This is a genomic window from Pseudomonas sp. P4_B3, from assembly GCF_056402295.1.
On the sequence record NZ_JBFUHR010000003.1, the window covers coordinates 139,625 to 154,390 of the forward strand.

Genomic DNA, 14,766 nt, shown 5'->3' on the forward strand with positions numbered 1-14,766 from the left:
TCAGTCTTCCTTCGGCAAAACCCAGAAAATCTGCACGCCGCCATCGTCGCGATAGGCGAGGGTGACGTTGTCGTTTTCGTCGATTTCTTCCAGCAAGCGTTCCCATTCATCCACCGGCTCGTCAGGAAGGCGGAAGATCAGTGCTGCCCTGGCCTTTTGTGCGGTGGGAGAGTTGATGATTTTCTGAACGCGCAGGCCCATGCGTACATAGGTGTCAGGAGAGGAGGGGGTGGTGTCCACGGAATTATCCTTATTAAGCTGTACGTGCATACAGTATTTAACTGTAGGCCATTTCGCAACTGCTTAAAAATCAAGAAAATCGTCTGACAGCGATTTGTTCCGTTTGGCATAAGGCGAAGGGAGTTTTTTTGTCAGATCCAGCGGCAGCCACTCGCCAAGGCTGGCGAATGGCGCATGGGGTGCCCGACCGGATCGGTCGGGCGAGGGCGAATCAGTATTCCCAGAACATCCGCTGCAGCTCTTTGCTGTCGTTGGTCTTGGTCAGCGCGACCATCGCCAGGATACGGGCCTTTTGCGGGTTCAGGTCGTGGGCCACGACCCAGTCGTATTTATCGTCAGGCTGTTCGGCGTTGCGCAATACAAAGCCACCGGCGTTGACATGGGAGGAGCGAATGATCTGCACGCCGTCCTTGCGCAAGGCTTGCAGGGATGGAACTACCCGCGACGATACCGAGCCATTGCCAGTGCCGGCGTGGATGATGGCTTTGGCGCCGGATTGAGCCAGGGCCTTGTAAGCGGTATCGCTGACGTTGCCGTAGGAATAGGCGATCTCGACGTCAGGCAGGCTCTTGATGGTCTTGATGTCGAACTCGGAATCCATGGTGTGGCGCTTGGCTGGCAAGCGGAACCAGTAGGATTTGCCTTCTACTACCATGCCCAGCGGACCCCAGGCGCTTTTAAACGCTTCGGTCTTGATATTGATCATCTTGCTGACGTCGCGACCCGACTGGATTTCATCGTTCATGGTCACCAGCACGCCTTTGCCCCGCGCGTCTTTGCTGCCGGCCACGGCCACCGCGTTGTACAGGTTCAACATGCCATCGGCGGACATCGCGGTGCCCGGGCGCATCGAGCCCACGACAATGATCGGCTTCTCGGTTTTTTCCACCAGGTTCAGGAAGTACGCGGTTTCTTCCAGGGTGTCGGTGCCGTGGGTGATCACGATGCCATCGACGTCTTTGCTGTCGGCCAGTTCAGCCACGCGGCGACCCAGTTGCAGCAGGTTTTCGTTGGTAATGCTTTCGGAGGCGATCTGCATGACCTGTTCGCCGCGAACGTTAGCCAGTTGGCTCAGCTCAGGAACGCCAGCGATCAACTGTTCGATGCCGACTTTCGCCGCTTGATAGGTTGCGCTGTTGGCGGAGCTGGCCCCTGCGCCGGCAATGGTGCCGCCGGTGGCCAGGATCACCACGTTGGCCAGTTTCTGTTGGGTTTCGGCTTCTTTGGCCTGAAGGGCGGTGGGCAGAAGCAGGAGGAGGGCCAAGGCGCCCGGAACAAAGGTCTTGAGTGCAGATGTCATTATTTTTCTCTTCTAGTTGTGAGGTGGTGCAGATGCAAGTTCATCTAGATACGCCCCAGGCGAATCTGAACGCTGGGGTGCGAGGGGAAGAGCAGGATCTGTACCAGCAACACTCTGAATCGAAAAAAACGCTTAACTTAATGATTTGTAACGGTATTGCTGTTTGTGTCCGGAGGCGGTTTTGGGTCTTGGCGTCCGGATTACCGAACATGTTTAACTTTCGCGTTCGGCTCTCCGAAACGGATTGCAGTTCTGTTTAAGACTTCAACGCCTCAAATCGTCGTTAACGACTAAAGAAACGCGTGCGTCGGTCGATGCTCCTTCAAGGGGTCTTTTTCTGCAGGAGTTCACATGTCGTTATCTATTGGCTTCCCAAATGCCGCGGGCATCACCATCGGGGGAAAGTCTGCGACGACCATTCGTGCTTTAGGCGATGCGACAGGGGATGCGGCTGCTCAAGCGCTGGGTGCAAAGGAAGGCGACGGTACCCAGGTTAAAACGGGCCCGGTAGGTCTGGAAGAAAGTGCCGGCGCACAGGCCGAATCGCAAACCGGCGATAACACCAGCGTTACGGTGAAGGTCCTGCTCAAGCGCTTGAAGGAGCTTCAGCAGCAATTGCGCGAGCAACAGCAGCAACTGGCGCAAGCCCAGGCGGCGGCCTATCCGACTCCGCAAGCCAAGACCACCGCGGTAGCGGCCATTGAGGGGCAGGTTGCCGACACCAACGGCGCCATCCTGCAAGTGAGTGCGAGCCTGATCAAAGAGCTGGCCAAGGGTTCTGGCACGGGATCGGTGGTCAACACCACGGCGTGAACGGGATGCCGTTTTTCGCTGAACATCTCTGAAAGCACTTTTCAGGTCGTTGACAAATACCGGCAGGGTTCGCATAGTTTGCTTCACGCAAACGTTTGCGCGGCTCCAGTGATGGCTTTTCATCGCAGTGGGCCGTGAAGCTTACGCCAGCGCAAGCGTTGCTCACAATAATCATAAGATCGGAGTGAACCCATGAAGCTGCCATTCGCTGGACGTCTTCTCGCTGTCGCTATATTGGCTGCCGCATCCGCTGCACTGCCTGTCTCTTCGGCTTTTGCTGAAACCACTGAAAAACCGAAAGTCGCACTGGTCATGAAATCCTTGGCCAATGAGTTCTTCCTGACAATGGAAGACGGCGCCAAGGCCTACCAGAAAGATCACTCCGGCGAATTCGAGCTCATCTCCAACGGCATCAAGGATGAAACCGACACCGCAGGTCAGACGCGCATCGTCGAGCAGATGATCCTGGCCAAGGTCAATGCACTGGTGATTGCGCCGGCAGACTCCAAAGCCATGGTCCCGGTGATCAAGAAAGCCATCGATGCCGGTATCACCGTGATCAACATCGACAACCAGCTGGACCCCGCCGTCGTCAAAAGCAAAAACATCAATGTGCCGTTCGTAGGCCCGGACAACCGCAAGGGTGCGCGGTTGGTGGGCGATTACCTGGCCAAACAGCTGAAGGCCGGTGACGAAGTCGGCATCATCGAAGGTGTGTCCACCACCACCAATGCCCAGCAGCGGACCGCGGGTTTCAAGGATGCGATGGAGGCGGCACAGATCAAGGTCGTGTCCCTGCAATCCGGTGACTGGGAAATCGACAAAGGCAACAAGGTGGCCGCCTCGATTCTCAGTGAATACCCGCAAACCAAGGCCCTGTTGGCCGGCAACGACAGCATGGCGGTCGGTGCGGTGTCTGCCGTGCGCGCCGCGGGCAAGGCCGGCAAGGTGCAAGTGGTCGGCTACGACAACATCAATGCCATCCAGCCAATGCTCAAGGACGGTCGCGTGCTGGCCACCGCGGACCAGTTCGCGGCCAAACAGGCGGTGTTCGGTATCGAGACTGCACTGAAAATTCTCAAGGGTGAAAAGGTCGACGGCGGCGCCAATGGCGTGATTGAAACGCCGGTAGAGCTGGTCACCAAGTAGCCTTCTGGCGACATAACGGCGCTCGTCCAGCCGGACGAGCGCATGGAGAGTTTTTATGTCAGTTTGCGCTCCGAACGCTGTCCTCTCGGTCAGCGGTATCGGCAAGACCTACGCCCAACCGGTCCTGGCCGGCATCGACCTGACACTCATGCGCGGGGAAGTGCTGGCGTTGACCGGTGAAAACGGTGCAGGCAAAAGCACGCTTTCGAAGATTATTGGCGGGCTGGTCACGCCGACCACCGGCCAGATGCAGTTTCAGGGGCAGGACTATCGTCCGGGTAGCCGGGCTCAGGCTGAAGCGCTGGGTATCCGCATGGTTATGCAGGAGCTCAATCTGCTGCCGACCCTGTCGGTGGCGGAAAACCTGTTTCTCGACAATCTGCCCAGCAAAGGTGGCTGGATCAGCCGCAAGCAATTGCGCAAGGCTGCGATCGAGGCCATGGCTCAGGTCGGGCTCGACGCCATTGACCCGGACACCCTGGTCGGCGAACTGGGCATCGGCCACCAGCAAATGGTCGAGATCGCCCGCAACCTGATTGGCGATTGTCATGTGCTGATTCTCGACGAGCCGACCGCGATGCTCACTGCACGCGAAGTCGAAATGTTGTTCGAGCAGATCACCCGCCTGCAAGCTCGCGGCGTATCGATCATCTACATCTCTCACCGCCTCGAAGAGCTGGCGCGGGTGGCGCAACGCATTGCAGTGCTGCGCGATGGCAACCTGGTCTGTGTCGAGCCGATGGCCAACTACAACAGTGAGCAACTGGTTACCTTGATGGTCGGTCGCGAGCTCGGCGAACACATCGATATGGGGGCGCGCAAGATTGGCGCTGCGGTGTTGACGGTCAAGGGCCTGAGCCGTTCCGACAAGGTTCGCGACGTGTCGTTCGAAGTTCGTGCCGGTGAGATTTTCGGGATATCCGGTTTGATCGGCGCGGGGCGCACCGAGTTGCTGCGCCTGATCTTCGGTGCCGATATCGCTGACAGCGGCACGATTGCCCTGGGCTCGCCGGCGCAGGTTGTCGGCATCCGTTCGCCGGTGGATGCGGTGGGGCACGGTATCGCGTTGATCACCGAAGATCGCAAGGGCGAAGGCCTTTTGCTGACCCAATCGATCGGCGCCAACATCGCCTTGGGCAACATGCCCGGCATCTCCAGTGCTGGCTTGGTCGACAACGATGAGGAGAACGCCCTGGCCCAGCGTCAGATCGACGCCATGCGCATTCGCAGTTCCGGTCCGGCACAGTTGGTGTCCGAGTTGTCCGGCGGTAATCAGCAGAAAGTCGTCATCGGCCGTTGGCTGGAGCGCGATTGCACGGTGCTGCTGTTCGACGAGCCGACCCGCGGCATCGACGTCGGCGCCAAGTTCGATATCTACAACCTGCTCGGCGAATTGACCCGCCAGGGCAAGGCGCTGGTGGTGGTCTCCAGCGACTTGCGCGAGCTGATGCTGATCTGCGACCGGATCGGTGTGCTGTCGGCGGGGAGGCTGATCGATACATTCGAGCGCGACAGCTGGACCCAGGATGAGTTGCTCGCCGCTGCTTTCGCCGGCTACCAAAAACGTGATGCGCTGCTCTTTGAAGCCGCGCCTAGGGATCTTCCATGAAAACCGCTTCTTTTGCCGGCAAACGCAATGGCAACTTCTACGGCCTGGGCACCTATCTGGGCCTGGCGGGTGCCTTGTTGGCGATGATCGTGCTGTTCTCGGTGCTGAGCAGTCACTTCCTGTCCTACGATACTTTCAGCACCCTGGCCAACCAGATTCCGGACCTGATGGTGCTGGCGGTCGGCATGACCTTTGTGTTGATCATCGGTGGCATCGACCTGTCGGTAGGTTCGGTGCTGGCATTGGCGGCTTCGACCGTGAGTGTGGCGATTCTTGGCTGGGGCTGGGGCGTTCTGCCGGCGGCGCTGCTGGGCATGGCCGTCGCGGCGCTCGCCGGTACCGTCACCGGCTCGATCACGGTGGCGTGGCGGATTCCGTCGTTCATCGTGTCCCTGGGCGTGCTGGAAATGGCTCGCGGGGTGGCGTACCAGATGACCGGTTCGCGTACGGCCTACATCGGCGATGCGTTCGCCTGGTTGTCCAACCCGATCGCCTTCGGCATTTCACCCTCGTTCATCATCGCGTTGCTGATCATTTTCATCGCCCAGGCCGTGTTGACCCGCACGGTGTTCGGTCGTTACCTGATCGGTATCGGCACCAACGAAGAGGCCGTGCGGCTGGCGGGGATCAATCCCAAGCCCTACAAAATCCTGGTCTTCAGCTTGATGGGGTTGCTGGCCGGTATTGCCGCGTTGTTCCAGATTTCTCGCCTGGAAGCCGCGGACCCGAATGCCGGCTCCGGCCTTGAGTTGCAGGTGATTGCAGCCGTCGTGATCGGCGGGACCAGTCTGATGGGCGGGCGCGGTTCGGTGGTCAGCACGTTTTTTGGCGTCCTGATCATTTCCGTGCTGGCCGCGGGGCTGGCGCAGATCGGCGCAACCGAGCCGACCAAACGCATCATTACCGGCGCGGTGATCGTGGTGGCGGTGGTGCTGGACACCTATCGCAGTCAACGCGCAAGCCGGCGGACCTGAGTCATGGCGACTATCAAAGATGTGGCAGCCCTTGCCGGCATTTCCTACACCACGGTTTCCCATGTGGTGAACAAGACCCGCCCGGTCAGTGAAGAGGTCCGGATCAAGGTCGAGGCGGCAATCCAGACCCTCGACTACGTCCCCAGCGCCGTGGCCCGTTCGCTCAAGGCCAAGACCACAGCGACCATCGGCCTGTTGGTGCCCAACAGCCTCAACCCGTATTTCGCCGAGCTGGCCCGGGGTATCGAGGATTACTGCGAGCGAAACGGTTACTGCGTCATCCTGTGCAACTCCGACGACGATCCAGACAAGCAGCGCAGCTATCTGCGTGTACTGCTGGAAAAGCGTATCGACGGCCTGATTGTCGCCTCGGCCGGCGGCGACAATGGCCTGGTGCAAGGTCTTAAAGGCGTCCGCACGCCCATGGTGATCGTCGACCGCGGACTGGACGGTATCGATGCGGACCTGGTGCGCATCGACCATGAATACGGCGCGTATCTGGCGACCCGGCACCTGCTGGAACTGGGGCATCGGGATATCGCCACGATCAGCGGGCCGGAGAACACCAGCGTGGCGCAGATGCGTCTGGCGGGTTATCGCCGGGCCTTGAAGGAGGCGGGCGTCGAAGTCTCTCCCGAGCGCATGCTGGAAAGCGATTTCACCAGCACTGGCGGTTACAGCGCTGCCGCGGTTTTGCTGGAAAACAAGCCGCCTACCGCCATTTTTGCGGCCAACGACATGATTGGCATCGGCGTGCTACGGGCCGCCGCCGAGCGCAATATTCGCGTACCGATTGAGTTGTCGGTGATCGGCTTCGACGATATCCAGATGAGTCGGTATGTCTATCCGTCGTTGACCACGGTGGGGCAATCGATCCTGCAACTCGGTGAAATGGCCGCCGAAGTGCTTTTACGGCGAATCGCCACGCCGGGCCTGGCGACCGATCAGCGGATCGTGACGCCGAGTATCGTCATACGTGAATCGACGGCGCCGCTGGCCGGCGTGTTTGCCCACTTCCGTTGAAACAGAAAGCCGTTGAAAACAGAGAGCCGTTGAAAACAGAAAGCCGTTGAAAATAGAACGCCGCTGAACCAACAGCGCCGCCGAAACAGAATCGTGAGTAGCAATGTATGCCAGCAAAAGTAGTGGTAATAGGCAGTTTGAACATGGACCTGGTGACCCGGGCGCCGCGCTTGCCCAAGGGCGGTGAAACGCTGATTGGTCAGTCGTTTACCACCGTCTCCGGCGGCAAGGGCGCCAATCAGGCCGTGGCTGCGGCGCGGCTGGGAGCCCGGGTGTCGATGATCGGGTGCGTGGGCAGTGACGCCTATGGTGAGGCGCTGCGCGGGGCGCTGTTGGCCGAGCAGATCGATTGCCAAGCGGTGAGCACCATTGACGGTTCCAGCGGCGTGGCGTTGATTGTGGTCGACGACAGCAGTCAGAACACCATCGTGATCGTCCCCGGTGCCAACGGTGCATTGACCGCTGAAGCCATTGACCGTTTTGATTCGGTGATACACGCGGCGGATGTGCTCATTTGTCAGCTGGAAGTGCCCGATGCTTCTGTTGGCCATGCGCTCAAGCGCGGTCGCGAGTTGGGCAAGACCGTCATCCTCAATCCGGCACCGGCCAGTCGTCCGTTGCCATCGGACTGGTACGCGTCCATCGATTACCTGATTCCCAACGAAAGCGAAGCGTCGGCCCTGAGCGGTCTGTCGGTGGACTCCCTGGACACCGCGCAAGCCGCGGCGACCCGCCTGATAGCCCTGGGCGCCGGCAAGGTGATCATCACCCTCGGTGCGCAAGGTTCGCTGTTTGCCGATGGCCAACGCTTCGAACATTTCCCCGCACCCGTGGTAAAGGCTGTCGATACCACGGCGGCCGGCGATACGTTTGTCGGCGGTTTCGCTGCGGCGCTGGCCGCGGGTAAAGATGAAGCGCAGGCGATCCGCTTCGGGCAGGTGGCCGCAGCGCTGTCGGTGACCCGGGCCGGCGCGCAACCTTCGATTCCCGCCTTGAGCGATGTACAGGCGTTTAAAACTCCATGAAAAAGACACCCCTGCTCAACATTGCGCTGTCGCGACTGATCGCGTCTTTGGGACATGGCGACTTGGTCGTCATCGGAGATTCGGGGCTGCCGGTTCCACCGGGCGTTGAATTGATCGACCTGGCCTTGACCCCCGGCATACCGGATTTTGTCAGCACCTTGAAGGTCGTGCTCAGTGAGATGCAGGTCGAAAGCCATGTGCTGGCACAGGAAATCTTCGATAAAAAGCCGTCGGCCCTGGTCGCGCTGGAAGAACTGAACGGCGAAGGCGCGTTGGGTCGGCGTGAAGTGCTCACCCATGAACAATTCAAGGTCCTGAGTCGACAAGCGAAGGCGATTGTTCGTACAGGCGAATGCCAACCGTACTGCAACATTGTGCTGGTCGCCGGCGTTACGTTTTGACTGGCTGTCCGCGTTTTGATGTCCCTGGCACAAAGAGTGCGCCCCGTATCGCTATGCTCAGAAACTGCACCCACTGCTCCGGAGTCTGCTGCTTTTGTCCCTGATGACCGCAACCAACGCCCAGGCGGCACCAAAGATCGACCTGATCATCGACACCGATCCAGGGGCTGACGATGTCGTTGCCCTGTTGTTCGCCCTGGCATCGCCGGACGAGCTGAATGTCCGCGCATTGACCACCGTTGCCGGCAACGTTCGCCTGGACAAGACCTCGCGCAATGCGCGATTGGCCAGGGAGTGGGCGGGGCGCGAAGAGGTTCCGGTCTATGCGGGGGCGCCCAAGCCCCTGATGCGCACACCCATCTACGCCGAGGACATTCATGGCAAGGAAGGGTTGTCGGGCATTGCCGTGCATGAGCCCAGGCAAGGCCTGGCCAAGGGCAGCGCCATCACCTACCTGATTGATACCCTGAAATCGGCCAGGCCCAACAGCATTACCATCGCCATGCTAGGCCCGCAGACCAACCTGGCCCTGGCGCTGATCCAGGAGCCGGGTATCGTTCAGGGCATCAAGGAAGTGGTGGTCATGGGCGGTGCGCACTTCAACGGCGGCAACATCACGCCAGTGGCCGAGTTCAACCTGTTCGCCGACCCGCAAGCGGCCGAAGTGGTGCTCAACAGCGGCGTGAAGCTGACCTACCTGTCGCTGGATGTGACCCACAAGATCCTTACCAGCGAAGCGCGCCTGAAACAGATTGCCGCGCTGAACAACAACGCCAGCCGACTGGTGGGCGACATTCTCAATGAATACATCAAGGGCGACATGGAACACTACGGCATTCCGGGCGGCCCGGTGCATGACGCCACGGTTGTCGCTTATCTGCTCAAGCCGCAATTGTTCAGCGGTCGCTCGGTCAACGTGGTGGTCGACAGCCGCGAAGGGCCGACCTTTGGACAAACCATCGTCGACTGGTATGGCGGCTTGAAAGCGCCAAAGAATGCCTTCTGGGTTGAAAGCGGCGATGCCCAGGGCTTCTTCGATCTGCTGACCGAGCGCCTGGCCCGCCTGAAATAAGCATCATCTCCCGCAGGTGCTTGCCTGCGGGGCTCACTCCCTCGCGCTAACCGCTTCGGCCTTTTGGTCCGACAGATGTTTCTCGAAAATCTGCTCGATGAACGATTGGGCGGCTTCGGTTCCAAGGTCCCTGACCAGCAGGTCGATACCGATAATGGCGAGCTCTTCCGTGCTGCCTGGACTGTAGGAGCTGTGGCCGTCTTGCCACTTGGCCTTGATGTCAGCGTCGATGCTTACGGTGGTCATGATGGCGCTCGTGAGGTCGGGGAAGTCTGAGTGCCGAGTTAACCATTTTACGGGGCTTTTGACACGTCGACTTAGGCATGAAAGGAGGGCTGTGCGACACTTGGTCTCTGACGAATATTCAAGGAATGCGCTGTGCAGATCGATTTGAACTCCCCGGATGGCCTGACCCTCGAGGCGGTGCGTCAGTTGCTGGCCGGCGCCAGTGACGATGAGCACACCCAGTTGCGGGTCACCAAAGGAGGCATTGCCTATATCTCCTCGGGTGTCGTGGGCGGTACCGATATCGACGGGTTGTTGTTTCGACTCGAAACCTGGGCCAAGGGCTCCGGTTATGTCGGGCGGGTCGCGGCCAGCGATGAAGTCTGGGTCATGCAAATCTTCAATGCCTTGAAAGAGAACTGGCCCAATCCGCCTTACGACTACATCGACGTCTATTGAGCGTCGTTCATATTCAGTCACGATTCAATGATCAAGGGCAGCGCCGCGCTCAGGCAGAATCGCGGCTCGTCCGGATTACGGGCAGGGTGCTAGCACTGCCTGTGAAACCAAACGCCAGTCTGGTTGTCGCACGATCTCAGCTTAATCATTGAATAAGGAGGCTTCATGCCTTGGAAGCTCGCGTCATTGGGTACTTTGTTGGCCGTTGCCATGCTGGCCGGTTGCAGCACTACCTCTACGGAGCCGGCAACAACGGATGTTGCGACGACTGACACGGGTCACAGTCGCTGTGAGGCAAAGGCTGCCGAGTTCACCATCGGCAAACAGGCATCGCCGCAATTGCTTGAGCAAGCGCGTACCCGCGCAGGAGCGCAAAACGCGCGGTTCCTGCTGCCAACCGATATGGTGACGCTGGAGTACCGTTCAGACCGTCTTAACCTGAACACCGATGCCAATAAAGTGGTCACTCGCGTCAACTGCGGCTGATCACTCGGCTTTTGTTTCGCCCATAAAAAACCCCGTCACATGGACGGGGTTTTTTTAGTGCGCCTGGAAATTACTCTGGGCGAACTTGAGCAGCTTGCATACCCTTTTGGCCTTTCTCAGCCACGAAGGAAACAGTCTGGCCTTCTTTCAGGCTTTTGAAACCGTCGCTTTCGATAGCTTTGAAGTGTACGAACAGGTCGTCACCGCCACCTTGAGGAGTGATGAAGCCGAAGCCTTTTTCATCGTTGAACCATTTAACGGTGCCGGTTTGGCGATTAGACATGGTGTATCTCCAAGAAACATATATTTTCAGTAGTACTGTGCTGCTCAGGCCAACTGGGCACACCCGGATATCATAGTCGAAATGTTCGCTTTGGGAGCCCCCCGGGCGAGCTGTTTGCCTTACTGTCGAGCGGTCTTTGGTGCTTCATATCGCTGGAGGCCCCGTTTTAAAAGGCTTTCAGCCGAAAGAAAAGACGAAAAAAAAGACGAAAAACCTTCATAAAATGTCAGGCAAAGCGACATTCGGCCTGTTTTTTCGGTCATTGCAGGTGAAAAAATCAATGCGAGAAGCTTATTTCTTCGCCCCGGCATCGACCCTGCAAGTGGCGATTTTCTGCATCGCCTGATTTCCCAGTTCTTGACTTGCCGTGCCGTCCATCAATGCCTGAAGGTCTTTGGCAGGATAGGATTTGAGCTGGTCGGCGCCGCAACCACAGACGGCTTTTGCCTTCGCATCACCGATCTTTTGTGCCGCTGCAGGGACGCATTGCGCCATGTATTTCTCGCGCTCACCCTTTGGCCAGTCGGCGTGGGCGGCCAATGGCAGCAGCAGAACGATGGGTGCGACTACGGCGAACAAACGGTTCAGACGCATGCTGGGATGCTCCTTGTGGGTCAATGACGTGTTATCTGAGGGGCGAAGCGGTGTTCAAGTTCATCACTCTGGCATAAAAATGACCGATTTGCCCCCGCACAAAGTCTGCGTGCATCGACGACCGTTCATCTGTGCTAGCATGCCTCGCTCGGGCGTTTGCAAGCTCCGGATGACCTTCAGTCCCGGCGGCGGCAGATGCGCGATTAACCCTGATTTGAATCCCAGTCACTCTGGTTCGGTTTTCCGGTTGGCCGCAAGGCTCCTGCCGCTGTAAGGCAGGCGTTCGTCATTGAATGGCCTGGACCGGATCTTGTACTGGCTCATCCCAACCCACGTGACCTTTGGTAGGGGTCACCACTAGGAGAGGAGGCGCCATGCCAACTATTACTCTTCCCGACGGCAGTCAACGTTCATTCGATCACCCGGTTTCCGTAGCCGAGGTCGCCGCATCCATCGGTGCAGGCCTGGCCAAGGCCACCGTGGCCGGCAAGGTCAATGGCAAGCTGGTCGACGCCAGCGACATCATCGACAGCGACGCGTCGCTGCAAATCATCACGCCAAAGGATGAAGAGGGGCTGGAGATCATTCGCCACTCTTGCGCCCACCTGGTTGGCCATGCGGTCAAGCAGTTGTACCCGACCGCCAAAATGGTCATCGGTCCGGTCATCGACGAAGGTTTCTATTACGACATCGCCTTCGAGCGTCCTTTCACTCCGGACGACCTGGCGGCCATCGAACAGCGCATGCAGCAGCTGATCGAGAAAGATTACGACGTGATCAAGAAAGTCACTCCGCGCGCCGAAGTGATCGAAGTGTTCAAGGCCCGTGGCGAAGACTACAAGTTGCGCCTGGTCGAGGACATGCCGAACGAGCAGGCCATGGGCCTGTACTATCACGAAGAATACGTCGACATGTGCCGCGGTCCGCACGTGCCGAACACCCGCTTCCTGAAATCCTTCAAGCTGACCAAACTGTCCGGTGCCTACTGGCGCGGCGATGCCAAGAATGAGCAATTGCAGCGCGTCTACGGCACCGCCTGGGCCGACAAGAAGCAACTGGCCGCCTACATCCAGCGCATCGAAGAAGCCGAGAAGCGCGACCACCGCAAGATCGGCAAGCGCCTGGGCCTGTTCCACACCCAGGAAGAAGCGCCGGGCATGGTGTTCTGGCACCCGAATGGCTGGACTTTGTACCAGGTGCTCGAGCAGTACATGCGCAAGGTGCAGCGCGACAACGGTTACCTGGAAATCAAGACGCCCCAGGTCGTTGACCGCAGCCTGTGGGAAAAGTCCGGGCACTGGGCCAACTACGCCGACAACATGTTCACCACCCAGTCGGAAAGCCGCGACTACGCGATCAAGCCGATGAACTGCCCGTGCCACGTGCAGGTGTTCAACCAGGGCCTGAAGAGCTACCGCGAGTTGCCGATGCGCCTGGCCGAATTCGGTGCCTGCCACCGTAACGAGCCATCGGGTGCCTTGCACGGCATCATGCGCGTGCGTGGATTCACCCAGGACGACGCGCACATTTTCTGCACCGAAGAACAGATGCAGGCTGAATCCGCTGCGTTCATCAAGCTGACCATGGATGTCTACGCCGACTTCGGCTTCACCGATGTCGAGATGAAGCTGTCCACTCGTCCGGAAAAACGCGTCGGTTCCGACGAGCTTTGGGATCGCGCCGAAGCTGCGCTGGCCGCAGCCCTTGATAGCGCGGGCCTGCCGTACGATCTGCAGCCGGGCGAGGGGGCGTTCTACGGTCCGAAGATCGAGTTCTCGCTGAAAGATTGCCTCGGCCGCGTTTGGCAATGTGGTACCCTGCAGCTCGATTTTAACCTGCCTGTCCGTCTGGGAGCCGAATACGTCTCCGAAGACAACAGTCGCAAGCACCCGGTCATGTTGCACCGGGCGATCCTGGGGTCCTTCGAACGTTTCGTCGGAATCCTGATCGAGCACTACGAGGGCGCATTCCCCGCGTGGCTGGCTCCGACCCAGGCAGTGGTGATGAATATCACTGATAAACAGGCTGATTTTGCCGCCGAAGTGGAAAAAACTCTCAACGAAAGCGGGTTTCGTGCCAAGTCTGACTTGAGAAATGAAAAGATCGGCTTTAAAATCCGCGAGCATACTTTGCTCAAGGTTCCTTTTCTCTTGGTTATCGGAGATCGGGAAGTCGAGATGCAGACTGTCGCTGTGCGTACTCGTGAAGGTGCTGACCTGGGCTCGATGCCCGTCGCCCAGTTCGCTGAGTTTCTCGCGCAAGCGGTTTCCCGGCGTGGTCGCCCAGATTCGGAGTAATTATTATTAAGCGTGAAATGAGACAAGATAAACGAGCTGCACCGAAAGCCCCGATCAACGAGAATATCTCGGCACGCGAGGTTCGGTTAATTGGAGCTGAAGGTGAACAGCTTGGGATTGTGTCAATTGAAGACGCGCTTCTTAAGGCTGAAGAGGCCAAGCTGGATCTGGTGGAGATTTCCGCCGATGCAGTACCCCCTGTTTGCAAACTGATGGACTACGGCAAATCGATCTTCGAAAAGAAGAAGCAGGTTGCCGCGGCCAAGAAAAACCAGAAGCAGATCCAGGTTAAAGAAATCAAGTTTCGTCCAGGGACGGAGGAAGGGGATTACCAGGTAAAACTGCGCAACCTGGTACGTTTCCTGAGTGATGGGGACAGGGCCAAGGTATCCTTGCGATTCCGCGGCCGTGAGATGGCCCACCAGGAGCTGGGGATGGAACTCCTCAAGCGAGTTGAAGGTGACTTGCTCGAGTACGGTTCGGTCGAACAGCATCCTAAGATGGAAGGACGCCAGCTGATCATGGTCATCGCCCCGAAAAAGAAGAAGTAATCAACAGGGCACGGCAGGCCTTCTGATTATGTTTATCAACTGAATGCGGAGTATCCGAACATGCCAAAAATGAAGACCAAAAGTGGTGCTGCTAAGCGGTTTCTGAAAACTGCTAACGGTATCAAGCACAAGCACGCTTTCAAGAGCCACATCCTGACCAAAATGTCGACCAAGCGTAAGCGTCAACTGCGCGGTAGCAGCTTGCTGCATCCGTCTGACGTGGCAAAAGTCGAGCGCATGCTGCGCCTTCGTTAATTTTAGTCAA

General features: G+C 58.4%; 18 protein-coding genes. 13 read left to right on the top strand and 5 right to left on the bottom strand.

Features of this window, described 5'->3' with window-relative positions:
* Both AC1DWG_RS04445 and AC1DWG_RS04450 read right to left on the bottom strand, forming a co-directional pair.
* Positions 1 to 270: a DUF1654 domain-containing protein gene (locus AC1DWG_RS04445; RefSeq protein ID WP_477787310.1), complete on the bottom strand. Its 270-nt coding sequence runs from the start codon at positions 268 to 270 to the stop codon at positions 1 to 3.
* Between the two features lie 181 nt (positions 271 to 451).
* Positions 452 to 1,540, bottom strand: coding sequence for an asparaginase (locus AC1DWG_RS04450; protein ID WP_477763548.1), 1,089 nt, complete (start codon positions 1,538 to 1,540; stop codon positions 452 to 454).
* 351 nt (positions 1,541 to 1,891) lie between these two features.
* Between AC1DWG_RS04450 and AC1DWG_RS04455 the strand changes: the two genes are divergently transcribed.
* From AC1DWG_RS04455 to AC1DWG_RS04490, 8 genes are all read left to right on the top strand, one after another.
* Complete coding sequence (locus AC1DWG_RS04455) at positions 1,892 to 2,353, top strand: hypothetical protein (RefSeq protein ID WP_477787311.1); 462 nt, start codon at positions 1,892 to 1,894, stop codon at positions 2,351 to 2,353.
* Positions 2,354 to 2,545: 192 nt separating this feature from the next.
* Entirely contained in the window at positions 2,546 to 3,502 is a 957-nt protein-coding gene (locus tag AC1DWG_RS04460) for a substrate-binding domain-containing protein (protein WP_477763550.1), read from the top strand.
* Positions 3,503 to 3,557: 55 nt separating this feature from the next.
* Positions 3,558 to 5,111, top strand: a complete 1,554-nt coding sequence (locus AC1DWG_RS04465) for a sugar ABC transporter ATP-binding protein (RefSeq protein WP_477763551.1) — start codon at positions 3,558 to 3,560, stop codon at positions 5,109 to 5,111.
* A complete protein-coding gene (locus tag AC1DWG_RS04470) occupies positions 5,108 to 6,085 on the top strand; it encodes an ABC transporter permease (RefSeq protein ID WP_477787312.1) in 978 nt (325 codons plus the stop codon). The genes AC1DWG_RS04465 and AC1DWG_RS04470 overlap by 4 nt, the downstream gene beginning before the upstream one ends.
* 3 nt (positions 6,086 to 6,088) lie before the next feature.
* Positions 6,089 to 7,108 carry a LacI family DNA-binding transcriptional regulator gene (locus AC1DWG_RS04475; protein ID WP_477787313.1) on the top strand — a complete coding sequence of 340 codons (1,020 nt, stop codon included), beginning with the start codon at positions 6,089 to 6,091 and terminating at the stop codon, positions 7,106 to 7,108.
* A gap of 107 nt (positions 7,109 to 7,215) precedes the next feature.
* Entirely contained in the window at positions 7,216 to 8,133 is a 918-nt protein-coding gene (rbsK, locus tag AC1DWG_RS04480) for a ribokinase (protein WP_477787314.1), read from the top strand.
* Entirely contained in the window at positions 8,130 to 8,534 is a 405-nt protein-coding gene (gene rbsD, locus AC1DWG_RS04485; protein ID WP_477754771.1) for a D-ribose pyranase, read from the top strand. Before rbsK ends, rbsD begins: the two co-directional genes overlap by 4 nt.
* 103 nt (positions 8,535 to 8,637) lie before the next feature.
* Entirely contained in the window at positions 8,638 to 9,606 is a 969-nt protein-coding gene (locus tag AC1DWG_RS04490; RefSeq protein WP_477787437.1) for a nucleoside hydrolase, read from the top strand.
* 33 nt (positions 9,607 to 9,639) lie between these two features.
* On the opposite strand, the gene AC1DWG_RS04495 is transcribed toward AC1DWG_RS04490, so the two are convergent.
* Positions 9,640 to 9,852 carry a hypothetical protein gene (locus tag AC1DWG_RS04495; protein WP_477763555.1) on the bottom strand — a complete coding sequence of 71 codons (213 nt, stop codon included), beginning with the start codon at positions 9,850 to 9,852 and terminating at the stop codon, positions 9,640 to 9,642.
* A gap of 132 nt (positions 9,853 to 9,984) precedes the next feature.
* Between AC1DWG_RS04495 and AC1DWG_RS04500 the strand changes: the two genes are divergently transcribed.
* Positions 9,985 to 10,290 carry a hypothetical protein gene (locus tag AC1DWG_RS04500; RefSeq protein WP_007975706.1) on the top strand — a complete coding sequence of 102 codons (306 nt, stop codon included), beginning with the start codon at positions 9,985 to 9,987 and terminating at the stop codon, positions 10,288 to 10,290.
* Positions 10,291 to 10,455: 165 nt separating this feature from the next.
* On the top strand, positions 10,456 to 10,776 hold the full coding sequence (locus AC1DWG_RS04505; protein ID WP_477787315.1) for an I78 family peptidase inhibitor: 321 nt from the start codon (positions 10,456 to 10,458) through the stop codon (positions 10,774 to 10,776).
* A 70-nt stretch (positions 10,777 to 10,846) separates the two neighbouring features.
* On the opposite strand, the gene AC1DWG_RS04510 is transcribed toward AC1DWG_RS04505, so the two are convergent.
* Both AC1DWG_RS04510 and AC1DWG_RS04515 read right to left on the bottom strand, forming a co-directional pair.
* The gene (locus AC1DWG_RS04510; RefSeq protein WP_003179963.1) at positions 10,847 to 11,059 is read right to left on the bottom strand and encodes a cold-shock protein; all 213 of its coding nucleotides are present in this window, start codon (positions 11,057 to 11,059) and stop codon (positions 10,847 to 10,849) included.
* A gap of 291 nt (positions 11,060 to 11,350) precedes the next feature.
* A complete protein-coding gene (locus AC1DWG_RS04515; protein ID WP_477754767.1) occupies positions 11,351 to 11,653 on the bottom strand; it encodes a hypothetical protein in 303 nt (100 codons plus the stop codon).
* 374 nt (positions 11,654 to 12,027) lie between these two features.
* Here AC1DWG_RS04515 and thrS point away from each other — a divergent pair, with 374 nt between their 5' ends.
* Genes thrS through rpmI form a run of 3 tightly spaced genes read left to right on the top strand, consistent with a single transcriptional unit; the run spans position 12,028 to position 14,756 of the window.
* The gene (thrS, locus tag AC1DWG_RS04520; protein ID WP_108217750.1) at positions 12,028 to 13,950 is read left to right on the top strand and encodes a threonine--tRNA ligase; all 1,923 of its coding nucleotides are present in this window, start codon (positions 12,028 to 12,030) and stop codon (positions 13,948 to 13,950) included.
* Positions 13,950 to 14,501, top strand: a complete 552-nt coding sequence (infC, locus tag AC1DWG_RS04525; RefSeq protein WP_172668659.1) for a translation initiation factor IF-3 — start codon at positions 13,950 to 13,952, stop codon at positions 14,499 to 14,501. Before thrS ends, infC begins: the two co-directional genes overlap by 1 nt.
* A 60-nt stretch (positions 14,502 to 14,561) precedes the next feature.
* Entirely contained in the window at positions 14,562 to 14,756 is a 195-nt protein-coding gene (gene rpmI, locus AC1DWG_RS04530; RefSeq protein ID WP_002553160.1) for a 50S ribosomal protein L35, read from the top strand.
* Positions 14,757 to 14,766: the final 10 nt, after the last annotated feature.

Coding starts and splice junctions, on each gene's coding strand:
- AC1DWG_RS04445 (WP_477787310.1), bottom strand. CDS start 270: ATGCACGTACAGCTTAATAAGGATAATTCCGTGGACACCACCCCCTCC.
- AC1DWG_RS04450 (WP_477763548.1), bottom strand. CDS start 1,540: ATGACATCTGCACTCAAGACCTTTGTTCCGGGCGCCTTGGCCCTCCTC.
- AC1DWG_RS04455 (WP_477787311.1), top strand. CDS start 1,892: ATGTCGTTATCTATTGGCTTCCCAAATGCCGCGGGCATCACCATCGGG.
- AC1DWG_RS04460 (WP_477763550.1), top strand. CDS start 2,546: ATGAAGCTGCCATTCGCTGGACGTCTTCTCGCTGTCGCTATATTGGCT.
- AC1DWG_RS04465 (WP_477763551.1), top strand. CDS start 3,558: ATGTCAGTTTGCGCTCCGAACGCTGTCCTCTCGGTCAGCGGTATCGGC.
- AC1DWG_RS04470 (WP_477787312.1), top strand. CDS start 5,108: ATGAAAACCGCTTCTTTTGCCGGCAAACGCAATGGCAACTTCTACGGC.
- AC1DWG_RS04475 (WP_477787313.1), top strand. CDS start 6,089: ATGGCGACTATCAAAGATGTGGCAGCCCTTGCCGGCATTTCCTACACC.
- rbsK (WP_477787314.1), top strand. CDS start 7,216: ATGCCAGCAAAAGTAGTGGTAATAGGCAGTTTGAACATGGACCTGGTG.
- rbsD (WP_477754771.1), top strand. CDS start 8,130: ATGAAAAAGACACCCCTGCTCAACATTGCGCTGTCGCGACTGATCGCG.
- AC1DWG_RS04490 (WP_477787437.1), top strand. CDS start 8,638: ATGACCGCAACCAACGCCCAGGCGGCACCAAAGATCGACCTGATCATC.
- AC1DWG_RS04495 (WP_477763555.1), bottom strand. CDS start 9,852: ATGACCACCGTAAGCATCGACGCTGACATCAAGGCCAAGTGGCAAGAC.
- AC1DWG_RS04505 (WP_477787315.1), top strand. CDS start 10,456: ATGCCTTGGAAGCTCGCGTCATTGGGTACTTTGTTGGCCGTTGCCATG.
- AC1DWG_RS04510 (WP_003179963.1), bottom strand. CDS start 11,059: ATGTCTAATCGCCAAACCGGCACCGTTAAATGGTTCAACGATGAAAAA.
- AC1DWG_RS04515 (WP_477754767.1), bottom strand. CDS start 11,653: ATGCGTCTGAACCGTTTGTTCGCCGTAGTCGCACCCATCGTTCTGCTG.
- thrS (WP_108217750.1), top strand. CDS start 12,028: ATGCCAACTATTACTCTTCCCGACGGCAGTCAACGTTCATTCGATCAC.
- rpmI (WP_002553160.1), top strand. CDS start 14,562: ATGCCAAAAATGAAGACCAAAAGTGGTGCTGCTAAGCGGTTTCTGAAA.